This is a genomic window from Pseudoxanthomonas sp. Soil82 (assembly GCF_040446535.1).
Taxonomy (GTDB): domain Bacteria; phylum Pseudomonadota; class Gammaproteobacteria; order Xanthomonadales; family Xanthomonadaceae; genus Pseudoxanthomonas; species Pseudoxanthomonas kaohsiungensis.
The window spans coordinates 956,002-978,699 of sequence record NZ_JBEAAK010000001.1; the positions used below are offsets into that span (position 1 = coordinate 956,002).

General features: G+C 71.7%; 25 protein-coding genes. 12 read left to right on the top strand and 13 right to left on the bottom strand.

The features are described 5' to 3' along the window. Positions 1–100: 100 nt before the first annotated feature. Positions 101–478 (bottom strand): SHOCT domain-containing protein, encoded by a 378-nt coding sequence (locus ABKA19_RS04275; protein WP_353687806.1) that lies wholly within the window; start codon positions 476–478, stop codon positions 101–103. Between the two features lie 204 nt (positions 479–682). Between ABKA19_RS04275 and ABKA19_RS04280 the strand changes: the two genes are divergently transcribed. After that, positions 683–1,522 (top strand): polysaccharide deacetylase family protein, encoded by an 840-nt coding sequence (locus ABKA19_RS04280; protein WP_353687807.1) that lies wholly within the window; start codon positions 683–685, stop codon positions 1,520–1,522. Between the two features lie 14 nt (positions 1,523–1,536). Here the strand turns inward: ABKA19_RS04280 and ABKA19_RS04285 are convergent, their stop codons facing one another. After that, complete coding sequence (locus ABKA19_RS04285) at positions 1,537–1,878, bottom strand: VOC family protein (RefSeq protein ID WP_353687808.1); 342 nt, start codon at positions 1,876–1,878, stop codon at positions 1,537–1,539. A gap of 257 nt (positions 1,879–2,135) precedes the next feature. On the opposite strand from ABKA19_RS04285, the gene ABKA19_RS04290 reads away from it, so the two are divergent. Both ABKA19_RS04290 and ABKA19_RS04295 read left to right on the top strand, forming a co-directional pair. Next, a complete protein-coding gene (locus tag ABKA19_RS04290) occupies positions 2,136–3,503 on the top strand; it encodes a DUF3300 domain-containing protein (RefSeq protein ID WP_353687809.1) in 1,368 nt (455 codons plus the stop codon). A gap of 14 nt (positions 3,504–3,517) precedes the next feature. Then, a complete protein-coding gene (locus tag ABKA19_RS04295) occupies positions 3,518–4,417 on the top strand; it encodes a DUF2950 domain-containing protein (RefSeq protein ID WP_353687810.1) in 900 nt (299 codons plus the stop codon). 46 nt (positions 4,418–4,463) lie between these two features. Here ABKA19_RS04295 and ABKA19_RS04300 read toward each other — a convergent pair whose 3' ends face one another. Both ABKA19_RS04300 and ABKA19_RS04305 read right to left on the bottom strand, forming a co-directional pair. After that, on the bottom strand, positions 4,464–5,108 hold the full coding sequence (locus ABKA19_RS04300) for a phasin family protein (RefSeq protein ID WP_353687811.1): 645 nt from the start codon (positions 5,106–5,108) through the stop codon (positions 4,464–4,466). Positions 5,109–5,223: 115 nt separating this feature from the next. Further along, positions 5,224–5,658 (bottom strand): VOC family protein, encoded by a 435-nt coding sequence (locus tag ABKA19_RS04305; protein ID WP_353687812.1) that lies wholly within the window; start codon positions 5,656–5,658, stop codon positions 5,224–5,226. A 157-nt stretch (positions 5,659–5,815) separates the two neighbouring features. Here ABKA19_RS04305 and ABKA19_RS04310 point away from each other — a divergent pair, with 157 nt between their 5' ends. Then, on the top strand, positions 5,816–6,463 hold the full coding sequence (locus ABKA19_RS04310; RefSeq protein ID WP_353687813.1) for a DUF4136 domain-containing protein: 648 nt from the start codon (positions 5,816–5,818) through the stop codon (positions 6,461–6,463). An 891-nt stretch (positions 6,464–7,354) separates the two neighbouring features. Here the strand turns inward: ABKA19_RS04310 and ABKA19_RS04315 are convergent. After that, positions 7,355–7,699, bottom strand: coding sequence for an EF-hand domain-containing protein (locus tag ABKA19_RS04315; RefSeq protein ID WP_353687814.1), 345 nt, complete (start codon positions 7,697–7,699; stop codon positions 7,355–7,357). Between the two features lie 128 nt (positions 7,700–7,827). Next, entirely contained in the window at positions 7,828–8,679 is an 852-nt protein-coding gene (locus ABKA19_RS04320; RefSeq protein ID WP_353687815.1) for a transglutaminase-like domain-containing protein, read from the bottom strand. Positions 8,680–8,847: 168 nt separating this feature from the next. Between ABKA19_RS04320 and ABKA19_RS04325 the strand changes: the two genes are divergently transcribed. Then, complete coding sequence (locus ABKA19_RS04325; protein WP_353687816.1) at positions 8,848–9,201, top strand: cupin domain-containing protein; 354 nt, start codon at positions 8,848–8,850, stop codon at positions 9,199–9,201. 18 nt (positions 9,202–9,219) lie between these two features. Here the strand turns inward: ABKA19_RS04325 and ABKA19_RS04330 are convergent, their stop codons facing one another. Continuing rightward, positions 9,220–10,674, bottom strand: coding sequence for a GGDEF domain-containing protein (locus ABKA19_RS04330; protein ID WP_353687817.1), 1,455 nt, complete (start codon positions 10,672–10,674; stop codon positions 9,220–9,222). A gap of 220 nt (positions 10,675–10,894) precedes the next feature. Between ABKA19_RS04330 and ABKA19_RS04335 the strand changes: the two genes are divergently transcribed. The 5 genes from ABKA19_RS04335 to gnd all read left to right on the top strand — a co-directional run bounded on the left by ABKA19_RS04335 (position 10,895) and on the right by gnd (position 14,149). Continuing rightward, on the top strand, positions 10,895–11,332 hold the full coding sequence (locus ABKA19_RS04335) for a hypothetical protein (RefSeq protein WP_353687818.1): 438 nt from the start codon (positions 10,895–10,897) through the stop codon (positions 11,330–11,332). A 79-nt stretch (positions 11,333–11,411) separates the two neighbouring features. After that, complete coding sequence (locus tag ABKA19_RS04340; RefSeq protein ID WP_353687819.1) at positions 11,412–11,924, top strand: DUF1993 domain-containing protein; 513 nt, start codon at positions 11,412–11,414, stop codon at positions 11,922–11,924. Between the two features lie 80 nt (positions 11,925–12,004). Further along, positions 12,005–12,538 carry an OsmC family protein gene (locus tag ABKA19_RS04345; protein ID WP_353687820.1) on the top strand — a complete coding sequence of 178 codons (534 nt, stop codon included), beginning with the start codon at positions 12,005–12,007 and terminating at the stop codon, positions 12,536–12,538. A 196-nt stretch (positions 12,539–12,734) separates the two neighbouring features. After that, complete coding sequence (locus ABKA19_RS04350) at positions 12,735–13,055, top strand: DUF1330 domain-containing protein (protein WP_353687821.1); 321 nt, start codon at positions 12,735–12,737, stop codon at positions 13,053–13,055. A 185-nt stretch (positions 13,056–13,240) separates the two neighbouring features. Further along, positions 13,241–14,149, top strand: coding sequence for a phosphogluconate dehydrogenase (NAD(+)-dependent, decarboxylating) (gene gnd / locus ABKA19_RS04355; protein ID WP_353687822.1), 909 nt, complete (start codon positions 13,241–13,243; stop codon positions 14,147–14,149). A gap of 192 nt (positions 14,150–14,341) precedes the next feature. Here gnd and ABKA19_RS04360 read toward each other — a convergent pair whose 3' ends face one another. After that, positions 14,342–15,412: an oxidoreductase gene (locus ABKA19_RS04360; protein WP_353687823.1), complete on the bottom strand. Its 1,071-nt coding sequence runs from the start codon at positions 15,410–15,412 to the stop codon at positions 14,342–14,344. A gap of 181 nt (positions 15,413–15,593) precedes the next feature. Here ABKA19_RS04360 and ABKA19_RS04365 point away from each other — a divergent pair, with 181 nt between their 5' ends. Next, the gene (locus ABKA19_RS04365) at positions 15,594–15,941 is read left to right on the top strand and encodes a BON domain-containing protein (RefSeq protein ID WP_353687824.1); all 348 of its coding nucleotides are present in this window, start codon (positions 15,594–15,596) and stop codon (positions 15,939–15,941) included. Between the two features lie 201 nt (positions 15,942–16,142). Further along, the gene (locus ABKA19_RS04370) at positions 16,143–18,335 is read left to right on the top strand and encodes a glycoside hydrolase family 3 N-terminal domain-containing protein (protein WP_353687825.1); all 2,193 of its coding nucleotides are present in this window, start codon (positions 16,143–16,145) and stop codon (positions 18,333–18,335) included. A gap of 265 nt (positions 18,336–18,600) precedes the next feature. Here ABKA19_RS04370 and ABKA19_RS04375 read toward each other — a convergent pair whose 3' ends face one another. The 5 genes from ABKA19_RS04375 to ABKA19_RS04395 all read right to left on the bottom strand — a co-directional run bounded on the left by ABKA19_RS04375 (position 18,601) and on the right by ABKA19_RS04395 (position 22,685). Continuing rightward, positions 18,601–18,912, bottom strand: coding sequence for a hypothetical protein (locus tag ABKA19_RS04375; protein ID WP_353687826.1), 312 nt, complete (start codon positions 18,910–18,912; stop codon positions 18,601–18,603). A 209-nt stretch (positions 18,913–19,121) separates the two neighbouring features. After that, a complete protein-coding gene (locus ABKA19_RS04380) occupies positions 19,122–19,619 on the bottom strand; it encodes a hypothetical protein (RefSeq protein ID WP_353687827.1) in 498 nt (165 codons plus the stop codon). A 111-nt stretch (positions 19,620–19,730) separates the two neighbouring features. Further along, positions 19,731–20,990 carry a dicarboxylate/amino acid:cation symporter gene (locus ABKA19_RS04385; RefSeq protein WP_353687828.1) on the bottom strand — a complete coding sequence of 420 codons (1,260 nt, stop codon included), beginning with the start codon at positions 20,988–20,990 and terminating at the stop codon, positions 19,731–19,733. Beyond that, positions 20,987–21,823 carry a L,D-transpeptidase family protein gene (locus tag ABKA19_RS04390; RefSeq protein WP_353687829.1) on the bottom strand — a complete coding sequence of 279 codons (837 nt, stop codon included), beginning with the start codon at positions 21,821–21,823 and terminating at the stop codon, positions 20,987–20,989. Before ABKA19_RS04390 ends, ABKA19_RS04385 begins: the two co-directional genes overlap by 4 nt. A gap of 13 nt (positions 21,824–21,836) precedes the next feature. Continuing rightward, positions 21,837–22,685: a MurR/RpiR family transcriptional regulator gene (locus tag ABKA19_RS04395; RefSeq protein WP_162378123.1), complete on the bottom strand. Its 849-nt coding sequence runs from the start codon at positions 22,683–22,685 to the stop codon at positions 21,837–21,839. Positions 22,686–22,698: the final 13 nt, after the last annotated feature.

A 22,698-nucleotide genomic window follows, 5' to 3' on the forward strand; every position in this document is an offset into this window, starting at 1 on the left:
AGGGCCGGGTGTGCGCGTGCGGCGGCACGGCCTGCCCCGGAAACGCGACGGCCCGGCGCCGTGGTGGCGACGCCGGGCCGTCGCGGTGCGCCGGGCGAGGTCAGCCCAGTGCCTTGGCCTTCAGCCGTGCGAACTCGTCGGCGTTGATCGTGCCGGCGTCCAGCAGCGCCTTCGCGTCGGCGATCTGCTCGGCCGCCGACTTGCCGGCGACGCTGCGGATGTACGCGTCGGTTTCGGCGCGTGCATCGCGCACCGCCGCCACCTGCCGCTCGGACATGCCGCGGCCGCGGAAGATGATGTACACCAGCGCGGTCAGGAACGGCAGGAAGACCAGGCCGATGAACCAGATCGCCTTGGAGAACCCGCCCAGGTTCTTGTCGCGGAACAGGTCCACGATGATCTGGAACAGCACGAGCAGGTAGGCGACCAGGACGAAGGTCATCAGGATCAGCCAGACGGTATCCCAGAAATTGCTCATCGCTTGCACTCCTTTTGCGTGGACAGCAGGTGACGGGTGTCCGGTCGCGACCGCCTGTTCCCGGACGGTGTGTGCCGCCGCCCACCGTAGCACCGGGGCCATGACAAGTCATTGGCCCGGCAAGGGCGGCGCGGGACGTGGATGGTCGCGGTCGCGCCACGCCGGAGGCGGTACCCTGTGGGCCTGACCGGAGGAGGGTGGGCGATGGGGAATGCATGGCGATGGCGTGGCCGGTGCGCGGCGCTGCTGGCGTTGGCGGCGGGCGGCTGCCTGGCGGTTGAGGTGCGGGCGCAGGAGTTCTCCTGGCCCGAGGGAAGGAAGGCCGCGGTCAGCCTGTCCTACGACGATGCGCTCGACTCGCAGCTCGACAACGCGATCCCCGCGCTGGACCGCCATGGCCTCAAGGGCAGCTTCTACCTGGTACCGGCGAACCCGCGGGTGCAGCTGCGCTTGGATGACGGGCGCGCCGCGGCGCGCAACGGCCACGAGCTCGGCAACCATTCGCTGTTCCATCCCTGTTCGGCGCGCGGCCCGGGCCGCGAGTGGGTCCAGCCGGAGCGCGACCTGGATGCGCTGAGCGTGGCCCAGGTGCGCGAGCAGGTGCTGCTGGCCAACACCTTCCTGCAGGCCATCGATGGCCGCAGCGATGGCCGCACCTTCACCGCCCCGTGCGGCGACCAGCAGGCGAAGGATGGCAACTACATCGCCGCGGTCAGCGACCAGTTCCTCGGCATCAAGCTGGTCGGCGGCACGGTGGTGCCGGACATGCTGGCGCTCGATACCCAGGCCGTGCCGGTGCACGTGCCGGTCGACGCCAGTGGCGCGGAGCTGATCGCGCTGGTCGAGGAAGCCGGCCGCCAGGGCACGATGGTCAACTTCACCTTCCATGGCATCGGCGGCGACCACCTGAGCGTGTCGACCGAGGCGCACGAGGAACTGCTCGCCTTCCTCGACCGGAACCGCGACACGTACTGGACCGCGACCTTCCTCGAGCAGATGCGCTGGGTGCGCGCGCAGCAGCAACAGGCGCGGCGCTCGCCCTGACCCGGCGGCGGGATTCAGCCGCGCGGCGGCTCGGCCAGGGTGATGCGGTTGCCTTCCGGGTCCTCGAGCCGGGCGATCGCGCCGAACGGGCCGCGCACGGTCGGCTCGAAGGTTATCCCGGCCGCGGCCAGGCGCTCGCGCTCGGCTTCGATGTCGGCCACCACCAGCGTGGCCATGCCGCCGCCGGCGCGGTCGGCCACGCGCATCACCTGGAAGCCGAATCCATCCAGGTACCACTGCGCCAGGTCGGGAATCGGGCGGTCGTCGGCCGCGCGCCCGAACAGGCGCGCGTACCAGTCCAGCGCGGCGGCCAGGTCCTGGACCGGCGATACGGCGAACAGTCCGATGCAGTGCATGGCGGTGTCTCCGGGGGCGGGACCGCCATTGGACCACGCCTGGCGCGCGCGTCTTGTGCACCGCAGCGCATGGGCGGCGCCGGCGGCGTGCGCGTGGGCCGCTGCACCACCGTGGGGCCAAAGGCCAATTGAGCGGTTTCGGACCGCGCGAGTAGCGTCTGCCCGGTCGGCGCGCCTCCCGGCAAGGTAGTGCCTCGCGTCGGCCGCGCCATACCGGCGGATCCGCATGGATCCGCCCCGCGTCACTGGAGGATCCCATGCGCAACCCAGCGCCCCCGATGCTCGCCGCCGCGATACTGCTGGCGATGGTCCCTGGTCCAGGCACGGCCCCGGCCTGGGCCGCTCCGCAGGCGGCCGCCGCCACCACACCGGCGTCGTCGTCGACCACCTTCAGCGTCGAGCAGCTGGACCAGATGATGGCGCCGGTGGCGCTGTATCCGGATTCGCTGCTGGCCCAGGTGCTGATGGCCTCGACCTATCCGGGCGACGTCGCCGACGCGGTGCAGTGGTCCGCCGCGCACAAGGACGCCAAGGGCGAGGACGCGGTCAAGCAGGTCGCTGACCAGCCCTGGGACCCGAGCGTGCAGTCGCTGGTCGCCTTCCCGCAGCTGCTGGCCGTGCTCGGCCAGGACCCGGCGTGGGTGCAGAAGATGGGCGATGCCTTCCTCGCCCAGCCCGATGCGGTGATGGCCTCGGTGCAGCGCCTGCGCAAGCAGGCCGAAGCGGCCGGCAACCTCAAGTCGAACGAGCAGCAGAAGGTCAGCAGCCAGCCGGCGGCGGCCACCGCCACCCAGCCGGCCACCCAGACCATCGTCATCGAATCGGCCGACCCGGAAGTGGTCTACGTGCCCAGCTACAACCCCAGCGTGGTGTACGGCAGCTGGGCCTATCCCGGCTATCCCCCGTACTACTACCCGCCGCCGGCGTACTACTACCCGGGCGGGGCGCTGCTGAGCTTCGGCATCGGCGTGGCGGTGGGCGGCGCGCTGTGGGGCGACCTGGACTGGGGCCACGGCGACATCGACATCGACATCGACCGCTACAACGAGATCAACACCAACCGCCAGATCGACCGCAGCAGCGACAAGTGGAACCACAACGCCGCCAATCGCGACGGCGTCCCCTACCGCGACAACGCCAGCCGCGAGAAATACGCGCGGCAGAACAGCGGCGCCGCCAACCGCGACGCCTATCGCGGCCGCGACGGCACGCAGGCGCGCGACGCCGACCGCGACCGCGCCCGCCAGTCGATGGAGCGCAGCGGCCTGCAGGCGCCGGCGGCCAGCAATGCGGAGGCGCGCCAGCGCGCCGGCCAGGCCTCGCGCGACATGGGGCCGGAGCAGCGCGCCCGCACCCAGGGGAGTACCGCCAACGCCCGCAGCCAGGGTGGTGCGTCCAACACGCGGGCGCAGCAGGATGCCCGGCAACGCGCGAACACCGGCACCGCCAGCCGGCAGAACAACAGCTTCTCCGGCGCCGGCAACCCGGCCCAGTCGCGCGCCGCCTCCAGCCGCGGGCACAGCAGCTACTCGGCGTCGCAGCGGCCCGCCGGCGCCCGCAGCGGCGGAGCGCCCATGAGCCGTCCGTCGCCGCCGCGTGGCGGTGGTGGTGGCCGCCGCCGTTGACCAGGAGACCTGCCATGACCCGCTCCCTTCTTCTGCTCCCGGTCCTGGGCCTGTCGCTGCTGGCCTGCCCGGCGTCCGCACAGCAGGCCTATCCCACGCCCGAGGCCGCCGCCGAGGCGCTGGTCGGCGCGCTGGGCAGCGAGCGCGCCGACCCGGCGCAGCTGGCCACGGTGCTCGGCCCCGACTGGGGCCGCTACATCCCGCTCGACAACGTCGACCGCGACGACACGGACGCGTTCATCGCCCGCTATCGCGAAAAGCACCTCATCCAGCAATCCGATCCCGGCCGGGCCGTCCTCGCCGTCGGCAAGGAAGGCTGGACGCTGCCGATACCGCTGGTGAAGGGCGCCGACGGCTGGGCCTTCGACCTGGCGGCCGGCGAACCGGAACTGCGCGCGCGCCGGATCGGCCGCAACGAACTCGATGCGATGCAGGCCGCGCTGGCCTACGTCGACGCGCAGGAGGATTACGCCCGCGAGGACCGCGACGGCGATGGCGCGCTGGAGTACGCGCGCAGGTTCGTGAGCAGCGATGGCAGCCGCGACGGCCTGTTCTGGGACGACGACGGCACCGGCGAGAGCCCGCTCGGGCCGCTGTTCGGCGACGACACGCCCGACGGGGTCTGGCACGGCTACCACTACCGGATCCTGGAAGCCCAGGGACCGTCGGCACCGGGCGGCGCCTACTCCTACCTGCTCGGCGAGAACATGAGCCGCGGCTTCGCCCTGGTCGCCTGGCCGGCGCGCTACGGCGACAGCGGGGTGATGACCTTCATGGTCAGCCACGACGGCGAGGTGTTCGAGAAGGACCTCGGTCCGGACAGCGCCAGGCAGGCGACCGCCATGGCGGTGTTCGATCCGGACAGCAGTTGGCAGGAAGTACCCGACACCGCCGCGGCCGCCGCCTCGCCCTGAGCACGGCAGCCGGCGCCGGTGCCGCCGGCGCGGCACCGGCACGCGATCAGCGGCGGGTGCCGCCGCGTGCCTTCTTCGCCGCTTTCGCGGGCGCCTTCCGCGCGTTCGTGGCGGTCGATGTGCGCGTCTTGTTCGCCGCCGGCTTCACCGCAGCGGCCTTCTTGGCCGTGGTCTTCTTCGCGGTCGCCTTCCTCGCCGCCGGCCTGGGGGAAGTCTTGTCCGCGGCCGGCGCGGCGGTCGGGGCCTTCTTCGCCACCGGCGCGCGCGGCGCAGCGGCCTTCCCGAAGATCGCCGTCCACTGCGTGTCCACCGCCGGCACGGCCAGGCCGAAGCCGGCCTCGTCCATCGCCGCGATGGTTTCGTGCTGCCAGCGGGCCAGCGCCTCCTGCAGGTCGCGGGCGAAGCTGGACTGGGCGGCCACCGCGATCTGCGCCGCCGCCTGCTGGTCGCCGAAGCGCTGCTGCAACTGCCGCCAGAACGCGTCGGCCGGCAGCGAGGCCAGCTTATGCCAGTCGCCGGCGGCCATCAGCTGCTGCAGCTCGGCGCCGTTCTCGACCAGGCCATCGTTGACCAGGCGCTGGCCGAACTCGAGCCAGTGCCGGCCGCTGTCCTGCAGCAGTTCGCCGATGCGCACCTGCAGGTCGAAATTGGCCTGGTACAGGGCGAGCGGAAGATCGGTGGGGTCGTTCATGCGGGTGTCCTCGGGCGGGGGGAGGAAGGCATGGGTGGTCGCTGGCGCGCGCCACGGAAGCAACGCTAGCGGCTGGGTGGACGGCGGGCAACGACCGTCCATCCGGACGCATGGCTCACCCGTCGAAGGTCACCTTGACCGATGCGGCGCTGCGCTCGGCCGGGCCGTGGTACACCGCTTCGATGTTGTTGCCGTCCGGGTCCAGCACGAAGGCCGCGTAGTAGCCCGGATGGTAGGGCCGTTCACCGGGCGCGCCGTTGTCGCGGCCGCCGTGGGCGAGCGCGGCGGCGTGGAACGCGTCGACCGCGGCGCGGTCGCGGGCCTGGAAGGCGAGGTGGTGGCGGCCGGTGAGCTGGCCCAGCGCCGCCTCGCTGTCGGCGGTCGATACGAACAGCTCGTCGGCCCAGAAATAGCCGTCGCCGCTGCCGCCCATCGGTACGCCCAGCGCGTCCAGCACCGCCTGGTAGAAGGCCTGGCTGGCGGGCAGGTCGCGCACCACCAGTTGCAGGTGGTCGATCAGGCGGCCGCGGTGCAGTTCCTGGGTTTCCATGCTCGGGGATTCCGTGTCGGGTGCGGGAGCTTACCTTGCCGCATGCACGGTAAGCGGGCGTGAGCGGCCGGGCGCGGCGCCCGCGCCGGCAGCGTTGCCCGGCCGGCTATTGGCTATGCTTGGGACGCATCCTTCGCGAAGTCCAAGGAGTCGTTCCGTGAGACCACGTCCCGTGTCCGTCCGCGCTGCTTCGTCGCTGCTGCTTTCCTGCATGCTCGCCGCCACCGCGGCCTGTTCCTTCTCGCCCAGTGCGGCGCGCGCGCCCGCGCCGGCCGGCCATGTCACGGTGACCACGCAGGCCTCGGTGCTGCCGGGGCAGGGCTATGCCTGGGTGCCGATGCCCGCGCCCACCGCGCCCGAGCGCGATGCGCGGGTCCAGGACGCGCAGTTCCGCGAGGCGCTGCAGGCCTCGCTCGACCGGGCGCTGCAGGCCAAGGGCTATCGGCTGGTCGATCGCGCGGACGCGGCGTTCGTGGTCGCCCACCGGGTCGGGGTGCGCGACGTCAACGAGGTGCTGGCGGTGCCGGGCGAGGCCGGCGCGGTCACGCCGATGGCGGGCGTGAAGTGCTCCGGCGGCAGCTGTTCGCAGTTGATGGTCACCGGCGAGGGCACGCCGGCGCAGCGCACGCGCAGCAGCCAGCGCACCGAGGGCGGGCTGCTGGTCGAGGTGATCGAGCCGCGCAGCGTCCGGGTGGTGTGGCGGGCGCTCAACACGGGCACGGTGCGGCCGGGCGAGTGGACGCCGGAGCGGCTCGATGCGGTGGCGACGCAGACGCTGTCGGGGCTGCCGGCGTACGGTCGCTGACAGGCAGGTTTGCGGGCGTCGGCCGGACGGTTACTTGCTGGCCGCAGCCCCTTCTGGAGAAAAAGCAGAACGCCGGAGGTTCACGCCTCCGGCGTTCTGTTTTTCTTCTGCTTCTGCCGAGGCGTTCGCCGGGCCGATCTGCTGGAGCGGAGGTTCCCCGGGCCCCCGACGCAGCTTGGGCAGCGTGAGCTTCAGACGGGGCTTTTGAGCCGATGGGAAAGCGTGGGCTCCGGAAGGGGCCGCCGCACCCTGGCGGTATGGCCCACCCTTCGGGACGACATCCTGTCTTTACGAAGGGCCGTGGCACATCCATGTGCCACTTGGGCCATACCGCCAGGGTGCGGCGTCCTTCGTGGGCTTGGAGGTCGCGGCTTCGTTCGGAAACCAGGGCGCGGCGGGTGCGGCGAGCTTTGCACTCCAAGGCGACAACGGACCATGGGCTGCCATGTCGGCGGACGGGTCGTTCGCGAATCCAAATCGCTAGCGTCGTCGCTTCTCCACGAAATGCGGTGATTCCTTGCAAGTCCCCCGCGTCCCAGAGCGGCTCGCCCGCGGGCGAGGCCGCTTGAACGATCAGCAAAGAGCGGCTGAGTGGAACGAGCCGACCGAAGCCACGACCGTAACGTGCTGGAGGACGCCGTTCTGTCGCCATGGGGGTCGAGCGGCACAGGGATGTGCCGCGGTCGCGAGCTGAGGCAGGGACGCCGGCGCGAGCGACGACCCCCATGGCGGCAGAACGGTGGCCCCTTCCGGAGCCAGCGCAATCTGACACGGTCGCCCCCATCGAAGCCGACCACCCTCCGCCGCTTTGCGAAGACAGCTTTCCGGCGCATAAAAAAGTCCGCCTGCGTGAAGCAGGCGGACCATGCAGATGACCTGCAGTGAGCCGGCTTACGGCTCGGTCGTGGTCGCCGGCTCGGGCGACTTCGGATTGGTGGTCGGCACCGGGCGGCCCTTGGCGCGGACGTCCTTCTTCTCGCCCGGGGTCATGCCACGCTCCTTGCCGACGTCGATTTCCTCGTCGGTGACGTAGCCGTCGCCGTTGACGTCGTACTTGGCGAAGTCGTCGGCGGTTTTGTAGCCGCCGGCGGTGAACTCGCTCAGCGACAGGCGGCCGTCGCCGTCCATGTCCATCTTCTTGACCTTGTCGGTGCTGGACATGTTGCCGTCGCCGGCGAACGCGGCGCCGGCGAAGGCGATCGCGGCGGATGCGAGGACCAGGGGAAGCTTCTTCATCGTCGGTCTCCTTGGAAGGACGGCGACAGGCCATCCGTACGTGGATCGATCTTCCAGTCGAGGCCGTGGCAGCAGTGCGAAGGCAGTGGCTGCGCGGCGTGAAGGCGCGCGTATCGCTGGCCGTTCGTTCAGGCCACGCAGCGCAGCGGGCCGTTGCCCAGGTCGAGCGACTCCGGGCCGGCTTCCCAGGTGTGGATCTCGAAGCGCTCCAGGGTGTTGGGACCGAACGTGCTGCTGATCGCCACGTCGGCCGCGTCGCGCCCGCGCGCGACCAGCACGCGGCCGATCCGCGGCACGTTGTGACGCGCGTCGAAGGTGTACCAGTCGCCGTCGAGCCAGACCTCGAACCAGGCCGAGAAGTCCATCGGCGCGTCCACCGGCGGCACGCCGATGTCGCCGAGGTAGCCGGTGCAGTAGCGCGCCGGGATGTTCATGCAGCGGCACAGGGCGATGGCGGCATGGGCGAAATCCCGGCACACGCCGCGGCCTTCCTCCAGCGCGCGCGCGGCGCCGCGGGTGGCGTCGGCATGCGGGTAGCCGAACTCGATCGCGGCGTGGACGTGGTCGCAGATCGACTGCACCCGCGCCCAGCCGGCGGGGACATGGCCGAAGTGGTCCCACGCGTACTGCATCAGCGCGTCGGTCTCGCAGTAGCGGCTGCCGCGCAGGAACACCAGCGTGTCCTCCGGCAACGCCTCGACCGGAACCTGCATCGCATCGGGCTGCTGCCGGTCCGGCAGGCCGGAATCGCGCACCACCGCATCGGTGGCCAGGACCAGCAGCCCCGCCGGGGCGTGCAGGCGCACGCAGGTGTTGCCGAACTCGTCGCGGTAGCGGCGCAGCGGCACCGCCGGGTCGGTGTGCAGCGGCACCGAGGCGACCACGTCGCCGGCGCGCGAGCCATGGATGTCGAGCATCACCACCATCGGCGTCGGCTGCACGAAGCGGTAGGCGATCTCGAAGCCGAGCCGGATCAGCATCGGACGTGTCCTGCGGTGACGGGAGGGATGCGCACAGTGGCGCGCGCGCGTGCAAGGCGCCGTGAAGCCGGCGCCATGAAACTGTCGCGTTCAGCTGCATGGATACGCGCGGTTCACGCGGTGCTGGCGATCGTCGAGACCACGGCCGGCACGCGGAGGAGCAGGAACATGCAGCATCGACGCTTGCGATTCGGCCGCGGCTTCCGCGTGCTGTTCGACCGGCGCGGCGTGCAGGCCGCGCAGATGGCGATCGCGCCGGGCGGCAGCGAAGGCGGGCCGGACAACCGCCATCGCGGCGCCGAGCAGTGGCTCTACGTGGTGTCCGGAACGGGCATGGCGATCATCGAGGGCACGCGCCGCGCGCTGGGCGCCGGCAGCCTGCTGCTGATCGAGCGCGGCGAGGCGCACGAGATCCGCAACACCGGCCGCACGCCGTTGAAGACGGTCAACTTCTACTCGCCGCCCGCGTACACACAGGACGGCGACGAACGCCCGGCCGGGCGGCCGCCGCGGCGTCGCTGACCGGCCTGCCCACCCGGCTCAGTGGGCGACGCTGACCCGGTTGCGGCCGTCGCGCTTGGCCTGGTACATCGCGCGGTCGGCGCGTCGCAGCAGGTGGTCGCGGTCTTCGCCGAGCTGGCGCACGGCGACGCCGGCGCTGAACGCGAACGCGATGCGCTGGCCCTCGTGCACCGCCGGTTCGGCCGCCAGGCGCTTCTGCAGGCGCTGGACCACCGCCTGCGCCTCGGCCAGCGGCGTGCCCGGCAGCAGCAGTACGAACTCCTCGCCGCCGTGGCGGCAGATCGCATCGCCAGCGCGCAGCGTGGCCTGGGCCAGGCTGACCAGGTGGCGCAGCGCCACGTCGCCGCCGGCATGGCCGTGGCGCGCGTTGAGCCGGCTGAACTCGTCCAGGTCGATCACCGCCAGCGACAGCGGGTGCGCCTCGCGCTCGGCGCGCACCGACTCGCGCGCGTATTCCTCCTCGAACCCGCGCCGGTTGAGCGCGCCGGTGAGCGGATCGCTGCGCAGCAGGTCGCCGACGTCGCGCAGGCGCGCCTCCAGTTCGCGGATCCGGCTTTCGGCCGCGTCGACTTCGGCGCGCGCGGCCAGTAGCTGCTCGCGCGACTGCAACGCCTGCGCCTGCAGACGCGCGGTGTCGTCAAGCACGTCCTCCAGGCCGTGGCCGAGGTCGGCGATGGTGCGCGCCTGCCGGATCGCCTGCATGTGCACTTCCAGCCGCGACTGGAACTCGCCGGTGCTGGCGGCCATGCCGTCCAGGCGCTCGACGAAGGACACCATCATCACCCGCATCGCATCCTTGGACTGGTCGATGCCCTGCTTCAGCAGGCCCTGCTGGTAGGCCAGCTCGCGCAACCCCTGGCGGGTGGCCTCCAGGGTCTGGCGGTCGGGATTGCCGGCCAGCAGCTCGCGCACCACCGCGACCTGGCCGCGCAGCCAGCTGCCGTCGTCAAGCAGCTCGAACAGGTTCTCCAGCAGCAGGTCGAACAGGCCCAGCAGCAGCGCCTGCTGTTCGGCGGTCTCGCCGGCGTGCACGCCGACCTGGTGGCACAGCTCGCGCACGCGCAGCGCCAGCGGCGCCAGGTCGCTGCCGGGCCGCCACTGCTTCAGCTCGCTGCCCAGCGCGGTGGATTCGTCGGCCAGCGCCGGCAGCGGCTGCAGCAGCGAGGCCAGGGCTACGCCCACGGCCTGTCGCAGCAGCTCGCGCAGCTGGTCGGACTCGGCCATCGCGCCGCTGTCCAGGCTGCGGGCGAAATCCTGCAGGTATTTGTCCAGGAACTGCTGCAGCAGGCGCTGGTAGCTGCGCCAGTCCTCGCCGCGCGCGGCCGACTGCAGGCGCTTGCCGAGCCCGCCCAGTTCCCCGGGCAGGGCGGCCATGCCGTCGGCGAAGGCGGGCAGCACCGCGAGCGGCCCGGTGTCGGCCAGGGCCGGCCCCGGATCACGCAGGGAGGCGGTGAAGCGGCGATCGATGGACATCAGGGGCTCCGGGTGGATCGGCTCGCATGCGGGCGGCCGGGCGGGATCACGGGGGGTCGTCGGGTTAGCGGCCGTCGCCGGCCGGGGTTTAGCGGTGCGGCCGCGGCGGCCGGCGATCCATCGGTGCCCGTGGGCCCGGACGCCCCCCCGGCACTGCCCGGCCGGGGGAGGGAGGCGTACGCTCTGCGGCGCGGCACAGGCGCCGCGAGGGGAGGAGCTCATGCAGACGCAGTCCGGGCCCGTGCGGCCCAAGGCTTACTGGTGGGTGGCGATACTGGCGCTGGTGTGGAACCTGCTCGGCCTGGCGATGTTCGTCATGCAGGTGACCATGGACGAAGCGCGGCTGGCGACGCTGCCGGAGGTCGACCGGCAGATCTTCCTGGCCACGCCGGCCTGGTTGAACGCGATGTTCGGGATCGGGGTCATCGGCGGGGTGCTCGGTGCGCTGGGCCTGCTGCTGCGCCGGCGCTGGGCGGTGCCGCTGTTCGCGGTCTCGCTGCTGGCGGTGGTGTTGCAGATGGCCGGTGCCTATGCGCTGACCCCGGCCTGGCAGGCCTACGGTCCGGCGGGGCTGGCGATGCCGGTGCTGGTGCTGGTCATCGCGGCGGGATTGTGGGTATATGCCGGGCGCTGCCGCGCGGGTGGCTGGTTGCGCTGATGCCTGGATGCGGTGATCCACCCGGTGCGCCGGCCTGCCCGGCCGGCGCACCTTCCCTTTCCGGTTTGCGGACTCCTGCATGACCACGACGATCTCGATGTACGGCGCCTCCATCCCCGCCTTCGTGCGCGCCCTGCGCAACCTGCGCCGGGTGCTCGAACTGGGCGAGGCGCACGCGATCGAACGCGGCTTCGACCCGGCCGTGCTGCTGCAGTCGCGTCTGGCCCCGGACATGCGCCCGCTGCTGGGCCAGGTGCAGATGGCCAGCGACACCGCCAAGAACGGCGCCGCGCGCCTGGCCGGGGTCGAAGCACCGGTGTTCGCCGACGACGAGAGCGATTTCGCCGGCCTCCATGCGCGGCTGGACCGCGCCATCGCCTACCTGGGCACGTTCGAGCCCGCGCAGATCGACGGCGCCGAGACCCGCCCGGTGGTGCTGCGGACCCCCGGCGGCGAATACGCCTTCGAAGGCCTGGGCTACCTCACCGGCTTCGCCCTGCCCAACCTGTATTTCCACGTCACCACCGCCTACGCGATCCTGCGCCACAACGGGGTGCCGCTGGGCAAGCTGGATTACCTGGGCCGCAGCTGACGGCCGCCCGCCGGGGGCAGGCATGGGCCTGCATGATGCCGGGCGGTCTTGTCGGAGTTGCGGTGCGAGGATTGCCTGCAATGGCAGTCTTCGCCAGGAGTGAGGTGCGCTTGGCGTGCCTCGCAACTCAACCAGCCGAACTGGCTTCGCCATTCGGCTCATCTCGGTCATTAGGCCGCCGGAACGGAGGGTTGCACGTGGAGATCTCCGCGCAGGTCCGGAACGAGCCGGGTCAGAACGCCGTAAGTGTCTCCACTGCCGGCTCTGCCAAGTCGCTGGACGTTCCCTCGAAAGAATCGGGCCCCGGTAGTTCCGTGAATGGCGGCGAGCTCCTGATGCTCGCCCTCGCCACTTGCTACTGCAATGACCTGTATCGCGAGGCACAGCGCCTCGGCATCGCCATAACCGGGTGTGAAGTAATTGCCTCGGCGCGGTTCGAAGCTGTAGGCCTGCCTGCGGAGTCGGTCACATACTCGGCGAGGGTGGACTCTTCCGCTTCGGAGGAAGAAATCGAGTTCCTGCTGTCCGAGACCGATCGGCTTGCGGAGATACACAACACACTTCGCTCGGGTTGTAGGGTGCAACGGGTCGCGTGGCATGGGCCCGCGGCCTGACGGTCAGGCCAAGCCGACGCAGCGTTCCGGTTCGGTGGATACCCTGGCCCAGCCATGGGGGTGTCTCATCCGCGCAGGTGCGTGCCGCTCGAGCGGTTTCGCGACCTGGACCGTCGGCGGCGCTGCCCGCACAGGAATGCCCCCGATCGCGAAGGCGTTAGAGTGCCCGGTATTCGAAGACTGCCAGGAGAACTCGATGCGCGCTTACGCTGTGGCCGTGATACGGGAGACGCGGTTCGGTCCGGAGATCATGGAGTACCTGCAGAGGATCGATGGCACGCTGGCGCCGTTCTCCGGCAGGTTCCGTATCCATGGCGGCCCGTACGAGCCGGTGGAAGGTGCGTGGTCGGGCGACCTGGTGGTCATCGAGTTCCCCAGCATGGAGCAGGCGCGGGGCTGGTACGAGTCCGACGCCTACCAGGCGATCCGGCCCTTGCGCGCCGGGCATACCGAGGGCGACCTGTTGCTGGTCCAGGGCGTTGCGGACGACCACAAGGGTGTGGACCTGCTCGGCTGAAGGACGCGGTGCGCGCCGGCGGCTACGCAGGGAGGCCTGGTGCGTTCCGGGAGGCCTGGCGTGCTGGCCCGGCGCCGAGAGTCTCGCTGCCTCACCGTCGACGGCGGTGCTGCGTTCGAGCGCCGAGGGTGGTGCGGATCCTTCGCCCTGTGCGAGGCTTGGCCTTTCGCACGCGAGGAGGTCGCATGGATATCGGCATGGTCGGGCTGGGACGGATGGGCGCGAACATGGCCGCGCGGCTGAAACGCGGCGGCCATCGCGTAGCCGGTTTCGATCCGGGTGCGGCCGCGCGCGAGGCGGCGCAGCAGGCGCACGGGCTGGAGACGTTCGACTCGCTCGCCGCCCTGGTGGCCGCGCTGCCGGCGCCGCGCGCGCTGTGGCTGATGGTGCCTGCCGGCGCGGCCGTGGATGCCACGCTGGACGCGCTGGGCCCGCTGCTGCAGCCGGGCGACATCGTGGTCGATGGCGGCAACTCGAACTACAAGGACAGCCAGCGTCGGGCGGCACAGTGCCGCGGGAGTGGGATTCACTTCCTCGATTGCGGTACCAGCGGCGGCGTGTGGGGGCTGGCCGAGGGCTACAGCCTGATGGTCGGCGGCGAGGAATCGGCGTGCGAGCGGTTGCGCCCGCTGCTGCAGACGCTGGCGCCGGCGCCCGACCGCGGCTGGGGCCGCGTGGGTCCCAGTGGCGCCGGCCATTTCGCCAAGATGGTCCACAACGGCATCGAGTACGGAATGATGCAGGCCTATGCCGAGGGCTTCGCGATCATGCAGCGCAAGGAATCGCTGGCGCTTGACCTGCCGCAGGTGGCGGAGATCTGGCGCCACGGCAGCGTGGTGCGCTCGTGGCTGCTGGACCTGGCGGCCGATGCGCTGAACGACAACCCGGCGCTGGAGGGCATCGCGCCCTACGTGGCCGACTCGGGCGAAGGCCGCTGGACGGTGGCCGAGGCGATCGAACTGGAGGTGTCCGCGCCGGTGATCACCCTGTCGCTGATGGAGCGGTTGCGCTCGCGCGACAAGGATTCCTTCGCCGACAAGATGCTGGCCGCGCTGCGCGACCGCTTCGGCGGGCATGGGGTGAAGCGCGGCTGAGCGCTGCGGCGCCGTCGGCTCCGTCTCTGTAGGAGCCCATCTTCATGGGCGACCCGACGTACTCCTTGTAGGAGCCCATCCTCATGGGCGACCCGACGTACTCCTTGTAGGAGCCCATCTTCATGGGCGACACGCCACCTATCGGCCGACAGCGACAGTTGGGGGCGTCGGGTCGCCCATGAAGATGGGCTCCTACAAAAATCGATCGGCGGGGAAGGGCACTTCGCGACGCCCGGCGTCGCTGCGCAGGCCGGCTTCGATCACCCGCATCACGGTGAGGGCTTCTTCCCCGGTCACCGGGGGCGCGGTGCCCTCGAGGATCGCGTCGCGCAGGCGCGTGTAGTACGCGGGGTAGTCGCCGGCGGGCGCGGGCGACGGCGCCTGCTGCACGCCATCGTCGCCGGCACGCAGCCACGTGCCGGGGCACGGATCGTGGCCCCAGCCGTCGCCGCCGGGCAACATGCCCGCGCGCAGCGCGTCCTCCTGCGGGTCGAGCCCGTGCTTGATCCAGCTGCCGCCGGTGCCGTGGACCGCGAAGCGCAGTCCGTAAGCGGGCAGCGCGGCGGCTGGCACCAGGGCGCCGGCGTGCAGCACCACGCGCAGGCGCCGGTAGCGCAGCTGCACGTGGAAGTAGTCGGTGGCCTGGGCGCCGTCGCGCTGCTGCGCCAGGTCGGCGTGCACCGCGAGCGGCGCGCCGAACAGCTGCACGGCCTGGTCGACCAGGTGCGGGCCCAGGTCGTACCACAGCCCGCTGCCGGCGCCGGCGCGGTCACGCCAGCGATCGGGCACCTGCGGACGGAACCGGTCGAAGTGCGAGTGCAGTTCGGCGACTTCACCCAGCGCGCCGCCATCGAGCAGGGCGCGCAGCGCGAGGAAGTCGGCATCCCAGCGTCGGTTGTGGAACACGCTGAGCACGCGGCGGGCTGCCGTGGCCGCGTCGATCACGGCGTGCGCCTGGGCCGCGTCGAGGGCGAACGGCTTGTCCACCACCACGTGCTTGCCGGCCGCCAGCGCGGCCAGCGCCAGCGGCGCGTGGGTGTCGTTCGGCGTGGCCACGACGACGAGGTCGATGTCCGGATCGGCGAATGCAGTCGCCGGATCGCCGACCACGCTGGCGCGCGGATGCGCGGCGCGGACCTTGGCCGGATCGCGCGATACCACCGTGTGCAGGCGCAGGCCGGGCGTGCATGCCACCAGCGGGGCGTGGAAGACGCTGCCGGCCAGGCCGAAGCCGACCAGGGCGACGTTCAGTTCGCGGGCCATCGATGCACCTGCGTGGCATGGCGGGGAAGGCGCATTACACGCGCCATCGACGAACCCGTGCAAGTGCGCTCATCGCACTGAACGCTGCACAACCTTCACGCCTGGATTCACCGTCGCTGCACGTCTTGCCGCCGACACTCGCCGCACACCACACGGCACAGTGCCGTAACAGGAGGGACCCATGCGCAAGAGCACCACGATCCTCGCCGCCGCCCTGACCGCCGTACTGTTCTCCGGCGCAGCCATGGCCAACGACGACAAGCCGGCGAAGAAGCCCGCCGCCGAAGCCGCTTCTGCCCAGCCGGTCGACGACACCTGGATCACCACCAAGGTCAAGTCCAGCCTGCTGGCCGACACCGTCGTGGCCGGCACCAAGATCGACGTCGATACCGTCAACGGCGTGGTTTACCTGACCGGCACCGCCAGCACCCAGGCCCAGGCCGACCAGGCCAAGAAGGTCGCCGCCGGCATCCAGGGCGTGACCAAGGTCGACACGTCCAAGCTGAAGGTGATGCCGTCCGGCGGCTGATCCGGATCGGTCGTTTAGCTGGCGCACCGGGGTGACGACGGTGCGCCACGGCGGCGCGGGGCCTCGCGGCTCCGCGCCGCTTTCTTGTGCGGCGGACACCGGCGTTACATTCCATTACATGCGTGAAGAGGGCCCCGACGACTGGTGGCGGGCCGGGGCTCCGTTAGAATCGGCCCTCCGCCGCCCAGCCGCCGACGCACGATGCCGATCGCCCACCCCGCCACCGACGCGAGAATCGAGTCCCTGCTCGCGCGCATGACCGTCGAGGAGAAGGTCGGGCAGCTCGGGGTGTTCGCCGACATGGTCCGCCCGTTCGCGCCGGACGTGAACCCGGAAGTGAACGTCAGCAATGCCGCCCAGGTGCTGGAGCAGGTGCGCGCCGGCAAGGTCGGCTGCCTGTTTAACGGCGTCGGCGCCGACCAGGGCCGCGAGATCCAGCGGGTGGCGGTGGAGGAGAGCCGGCTGGGCATCCCGGTGCTGCTGGCCGCCGACGTGATCCATGGCATGCGCACCGTGTTCCCGATCCCGCTGGGCGAGGCGGCCAGCTTCGAGCCGCAGCTGGCCGAACGCACCGCGCGCGCCACCGCGGTCGAGGCCACCGCCGCCGGCCTGCACTGGACCTACGCGCCGGCGGTGGATATCGCCCGCGACCAGCGCTGGGGCCGGGGCGCGGAGGGCGCGGGCGAGGACACCTTCCTCGGCTGCGCCTTCGCCGCCGCGCGCGTGCGCGGCTTCCAGGGCGAGGACCTGCGCGCGGCCGATTCGCTGCTGGCCACGCCCAAGCATTTCGTCGCCTACGGCGCCGTCGCCGGCGGCATGGACTACAACTACGTCGAGATCGCCGAAGGCACCCTGCACGACGTGCACCTGCCGCCGTTCAAGGCGGCCTTCGACGCCGGCGCGCTGACGGTGATGACCGCCTTCAACGACATCAACGGCGTGCCGGCCAGCGCCAACCACGCCATGCTCACCGGCGTGCTGCGCGATGCCTGGCAGTTCCCCGGCCTGGTGGTGTCCGATTACACCGCCGACATGGAGCTGGTCGCGCACGGCTACGCGGAGGATGCGCGCGACGCCACCCGCCGCGCGTTCCTGGCCGGCATGGACATGAGCATGCAGAGCGGGTTCTACGCCGACCACCTGCCCGGGCTGGTGGAGTCGGGCGAGGTGCCGGTGGCGCTGCTCGACGAGGCGGTGCGGCGCGTGCTGTCGGTGAAGTCGGCCATCGGCCTGCTCGACGATCCGTACCGCTCGCTGGACCCGGCGCGCGAGGCGGACACCTCGCAGCGGGCCGCGCACGAGGCGCTGGCGCGCGACGCGGCGCGGCGCTCGATCGTGCTGCTGAAGAACGAAGGCGACGTGCTGCCGCTGTCGCGGCAGGCGCGGATCGCGCTCATCGGCCCGTTCGCGCGCGACGTGGACAACATCGAGGGCTGCTGGACCCTGTTCGGCGACAAGTCGCGCTACGTGACCCTGGAAGCCGGCCTGCGCGCCGCGCTGCCGGAAGGCGCGGCGCTGGACGTGGTCGATGGGTGCGCCCTGGAAGCGCCGATGGACGGCGGCATCGAGGCGGCGGTGGCCGCCGCGCGCGGCGCCGACGTCGTGCTGCTGGCGGTGGGCGAGCCGCAGCGTTACAGCGGCGAGGCGCAATCGCGCACCCGGATCGTGCTGCCGGCGGCGCAGCAGGCGCTGGCCGAGGCGGTCGCCGCGACCGGCACGCCGGTGGTGGTGCTGCTGCGCAACGGCCGCGCGCTGGCGCTGGAGGGCGCGGTGCGTGATGCGCAGGCGATCGTGGTGACCTGGTTCCTGGGCAGCCAGACCGGGCACGCGGTGGCCGACGTGGTGTTCGGCGACTACAGCCCGTCGGGGCGGCTGCCGGTGAGTTTCCCGCACGATTCCGGGCAGCAGCCGTTCTTCTACAACCATCCGCGCACCGGCCGCCCGGAAACGCCGGAGATGTCCGAGTTCAAGGCGCGCTGGCGCGAGTACCCCAACAGCGCCTTGTATCCGTTCGGCCACGGCCTCGGTTACGGCCGGATCGAGTACGGCGCCACCCGGGTCGATGCGCCGGCGCTGGAATGGGACGGCAGCCTGCAGGTGCGCGCGACCGTCGCCAACACCGGCGCGCGCGCGGCGGAAGAGGTCGTGCAGCTGTACGTGCACGACCGGGTCGGCAGCCGCGTGCGCCCGGTCCGCGAGTTGAAGGGCTTCCGCAAGCTGAGGCTGCAGCCGGGCGAATCGCGCGAGGTCGTGTTCACGCTGTCGCGTGCGCAGCTGGCCTTCACCGGGGCCGATGGCCGCTACGCCGCCGAGCCGGGCGCGTTTGACGTCTGGATCGCCCCATCGTCCGTGGCCGGCGAGCCGGCGCGGTTCGAGCTGCTGGCGGCGCGCTGAGCGCGACGTCGCCAGGTATGTGCCACGTCGCCCGCGCGTGGGCTTTGGTCCCATGTTCATTTGTAGGAGCCCATCCTTATGGGCGACCCGACGGTCGTTGGCCGGCGACGTGAACACGAACCACCAGCAATAGCACGGGCAAAGGTGGTCGCGTCGCCCATGAGGATGGGCTCCTACACAGACAGAGTGCCCGCCAGGTTCCTGCGACGCACCTGTGCAGCGGTCGCCTGTGTAAGGGCGGGCGCCCGGGTTGCGGGGCGGCGGCCTACATCCCGCGCGGCTCGCCGCGTTCCCAGGCACGCAGTGCGGCCTGGCGCGCGCGCTGCCAGTCCAGTCGCGACAGGCCCTTGCTGGCCGCCCAGTCGCGCTGCAGCTGTTCGTCGAGGCTGTCGAAGTCGCGGCTGGGGTGCTGGTGCCGCGCCTGGTAACCCAGGCGGTAGGCCGGTTCGTAATCGTCGTAGCTGTCGCCTTCCAGGAAGTAGGGCTCGCTGCGGAACTGCTGGTTCCAGTAGCCGGAATCAGGGAAGGCATCGACCGGCGCGCGGCCGGGGACCTGGTAGCCGGGGTGCGAACTCATGCCTGCGGTCTCCTGTGCTTGGGTCGGGCTTCCCACCATAGGGACCGGACAGTTAATGGCTGTAGCCGGCGGCGTGAGCGTGAAGTTATCCACGCGATCTTCGGCATCTGCCACACACGCGGCACTTCGCCGCCGGATTCCACACGCCGCACGACGCCTCGCGCCCGTTCGCCGCGCGCTGTGCGGGTGCGGCGTGGCTCATCGCGGTCTCAGCTGACGGCCGTCGCGGCCTCGTACGGCAGCGGGCGCGCGCCGGCGCGGATCACCGCCTGCTCGGCCCGCGCCAGGGCCTCCTCGTCGGCGTCGACCACCAGCAGGATCTGGCCCGCCTCGATCGCTTCCTCGAACTGGCGCCGTACCGGGTCGGGCACGGTGGCGCCGACCAGCGCCGAGGACCAGGAGCCCACCAGCGCGCCGACCGCCGCCATCAGGCCGGCGCCGGCGAGGGTGATGCCCAGTGGCGGCACCGCCACCGCGATCAGCCCGGCGACCAGGCCGACCGCGCCGCCGCCGGCGGCACCGCGCAGCGCGGCGGGCACCATGTCGGTATGCGCCTCGCGCAGGTCGTCGGGCACCGCGTCCATCTCGATGTCGGAGCGGGCGATCAGCGACAGCGCGTCGCGCTCGATGCCGGTATCGCGGGCGGCAGCCAGCGCGGCCTGCGCGGCGGCGAGGTTGGGCGAGGCGTAGATGCGGCGGGTCTTCATGCGGCGTGCTCCGGCGGGGGAGGGCGGCCGGCAGGCAGGGCGCAGCGGCCGCGGAGGGGGCCACTGTCGGTCGCGCGCGGTGACACGCGCGTGAGCGCGCGCCGCGGGAATTCAGCCGGCAGTCGGCGGGTCGGAGGCGTCCGGGCTCTGCCGGGCGACGATCGTCGTGGCGGTGAGGTCGCCGGTGACATTGCCGGTGGTGGCGAACACATCGGGAATGGTGTCCACCGCCAGCAGCAGGCCCAGCGGTTCCACCGGCAGGCCCATCGACTGGGTCACCGGCATGACCGTGGCCATGAAGCTGACCTGGCCGGGCAGGCCGACCGAGCCCAGGCTGATCACCACCGCCAGCGCCGCGCCGGCGGCCAGCTGAACCGCGGTCAGCTCGATGCCGTAGGCCCAGGCGACGAAGGAGGCGGCGACGATGTACTGGATCGGGCTGGTGATGCGGAACAGGGTTACCGCCATCGGCAGCACCAGCGCGGCGACGGCGCGTGGCAGGCCGAGGCGTTCGCGCGCGCTCTCCAGCATCGCCGGCAGCGAGGCCAGCGAGGACTGGGTGCTCGCCGCCACCACCTGCGCCGGCAGGATCGCGCCGGCGAACGCGGCCGGCGAGCGCCGCGCGAACACGGCGATGAGCACGTAGCAGATCGCGATCGCCCCCAGGTACATCGCGCACTGCAGCAGGATGTAGCCCGCCAGCGCACCGACCACGCCCAGCCCCGCCTGCGCGCACACCGCCAGCATCAGCGCGAACACGCCGACGGGCGCGGCCAGCAGCACCCAGTGCACGATCACGATCATGGTGTCGGCGATGCCGTGGCACAGCCCGATCACCTGCGCGCGGCGCTCGCCGTCGATACGGGTGAGGGCGAAGCCGAAGAACAGCGCGAACACCACCAGCGGCAGCATCGCGCCCTGCGCGGCGGCCATGATCGCGTTGGACGGGATGACATTGCCGATCCACTGCGCCAGCGACGGCGCCGCGGCGGCATCGGCGCTGGTGGCGGAGGCCTGCAGGGTGGCGGTCAGCGCCGGGCTGGCCGGCACCAGCGAGAGCAGCGCCGGCGCCACCAGCGCGGCGTAGCCGGCGAAGAACGCCAGCATCGCGATGAACACCACCATCGCCCGCCGTGCCACCCGCCCGGACGCGGCGGCGTCCGAAGCGGTGGCCACGCCGAGGATCACCAGCGCCAGCACCAGCGGCACCACGGTCATCTGCAGCGCGCTGAGCCAGAGCCGGCCGATCGGCTGGGCGATGCCGGCCGCGGCCGTCGCCGCATCGGGCTGCCAGTGCGCCAGTGCGAGGCCGAGGATCGCGCCGGCGGCCAGCGCCAGCAGCACCCGCGCGGTCGCGCCGGGCCACCTCACCGTTCCGGCTCCGCCGGTGCCGGCGCCGGTAGCTGCCAGCGCGTGGCCAGGCGCGCGTATTGCGCCCGGGGCAACAGGACGAAGCGCGGGGCCTTGTCCGCATCCAGCCACTCCAGCATCGCTTCCATGTCGGCATCGGCCATCGCGGTGCAGCCGGCGGTCGGCTCGCCGGGCGCGCGCCACAGGTGGGCGAAGATGCAGCTGCCGCCCTGCGGCACGTTGCCGGGGTTGTGTTCGATCACGAAGCCCAGGCGGTAGCTGGGGTTGCCGTCGCGGTGCAGGTCCAGCCGCATCGGCTCGCTCGAGCCGGCGACCGCGTCGGCGCCGACCTGGCGGGCATCGACGATGCGGTTGTAGTAGGGCGAGGTGGGCACGTCCATGCACCAGTCGTCGCGGCTCATCGCCTGGTAGGGCAGGCCGGAGGTGGCCGTGCCGGCGTAGCCGAACGCGGTGCCCAGCGCGAACACCCCGGCCGGGCTGCGCCCATCGCCCTCGCGCTTGCGCGGGCCGTCGTCCACGTCGGCGGCGGCATGCAGGCCGGTGCCCCAGGCGCTGCCGTGGCGGCCGATGCTGACGGGGAACGAGGCGACCTCGGTCCACGATGCCGCGTCGTCGGGACGTTCGAAGCGACGCGCCATGCCCTGGGTGTCGTCCCAGCCATCGGTGGTGACCAGCACCAGCTGCTGCGCGCCGCGCAGCGGGTCGTCCGAACCGGAGGGGTTGCCGGCGGACTCGCCGGCCAGGGCGGCGATGCCCCACGCCAGTCCGAGGGCGGCCAGCAGCGGCCAGGCGAAACGGGAGGCACGGGGTGTCGCGTCGGGATTCGCGGGCATCGAGTCGGGTCGGTCAGGTATCCAGCAGGTGCCGGATGCGTTCGAGGTTGATGCCGAGCTGGCGGTGCCGGTCCGGGTTGGCCTGGCACAGCAGCACGAACAGGAAGTCGAGCAGGTACTGCAGCGAGGAACGGTACAGCAACGCCTCCACGTGCGGGGCGGGATCGTGCGCGGACACCACCAGCGAGGCGTCGGCGTGCGCGCGCAGCGGGTTGGCGGTGTGCCGGGTGATCGAGACCACCTTGCCCTCGCAGGCCTGGAACTGGCGGCTGATCTGCGACAGCTGCGGCAGCTGGCCGTACTCGGAGAACAGCAGCAGCACGTCGCCGGGCCGCGCCGCCGAGAGGTTGGCCATCATCAGGATCGGGTCGTTGTGGTGCACGGTCAGCACGCCCAGCAGCGACAGGCGCATGCCGAACTCGCGCGCGAACAGGCCGTCGTCGCCCAGCCCGCAGACGAACACCTTGCCGGCGCCGTCGACCAGGCCGACGATCCGCTCGATGCCTTCGCGCGGGTTGAGCAGGCGGGTCTCTTCCTCGGCGGCGGCCTTGCTGCGGCGCAGGCTCTCCTCCAGCCGCGTGTACTCGTCGCCGTCGGCCGCGGGCGCCGCCTGCGCCGGGGCGTCGGCGCCATTGCGCGCCACCGCCTGGACGATGCTGTACTTCAGGTCCGGGTAGCCGCGGAAGCCGAACTTCTGGCTGAACTTGACCACGCTGGACTGGCTGATGCCCAGCGCGCTGGCCAGCTGCTGCGAGGAGTAGTCGCGCAGCAGGTGGGCGTTGTCGAGGATGAAGTCGGCGATGCGGCGTTCGATCGCCGACATGTGGTCGCGTTCGGAGCGGATCTTCACCAGGGGCGGCATGGGTGCGATCTTC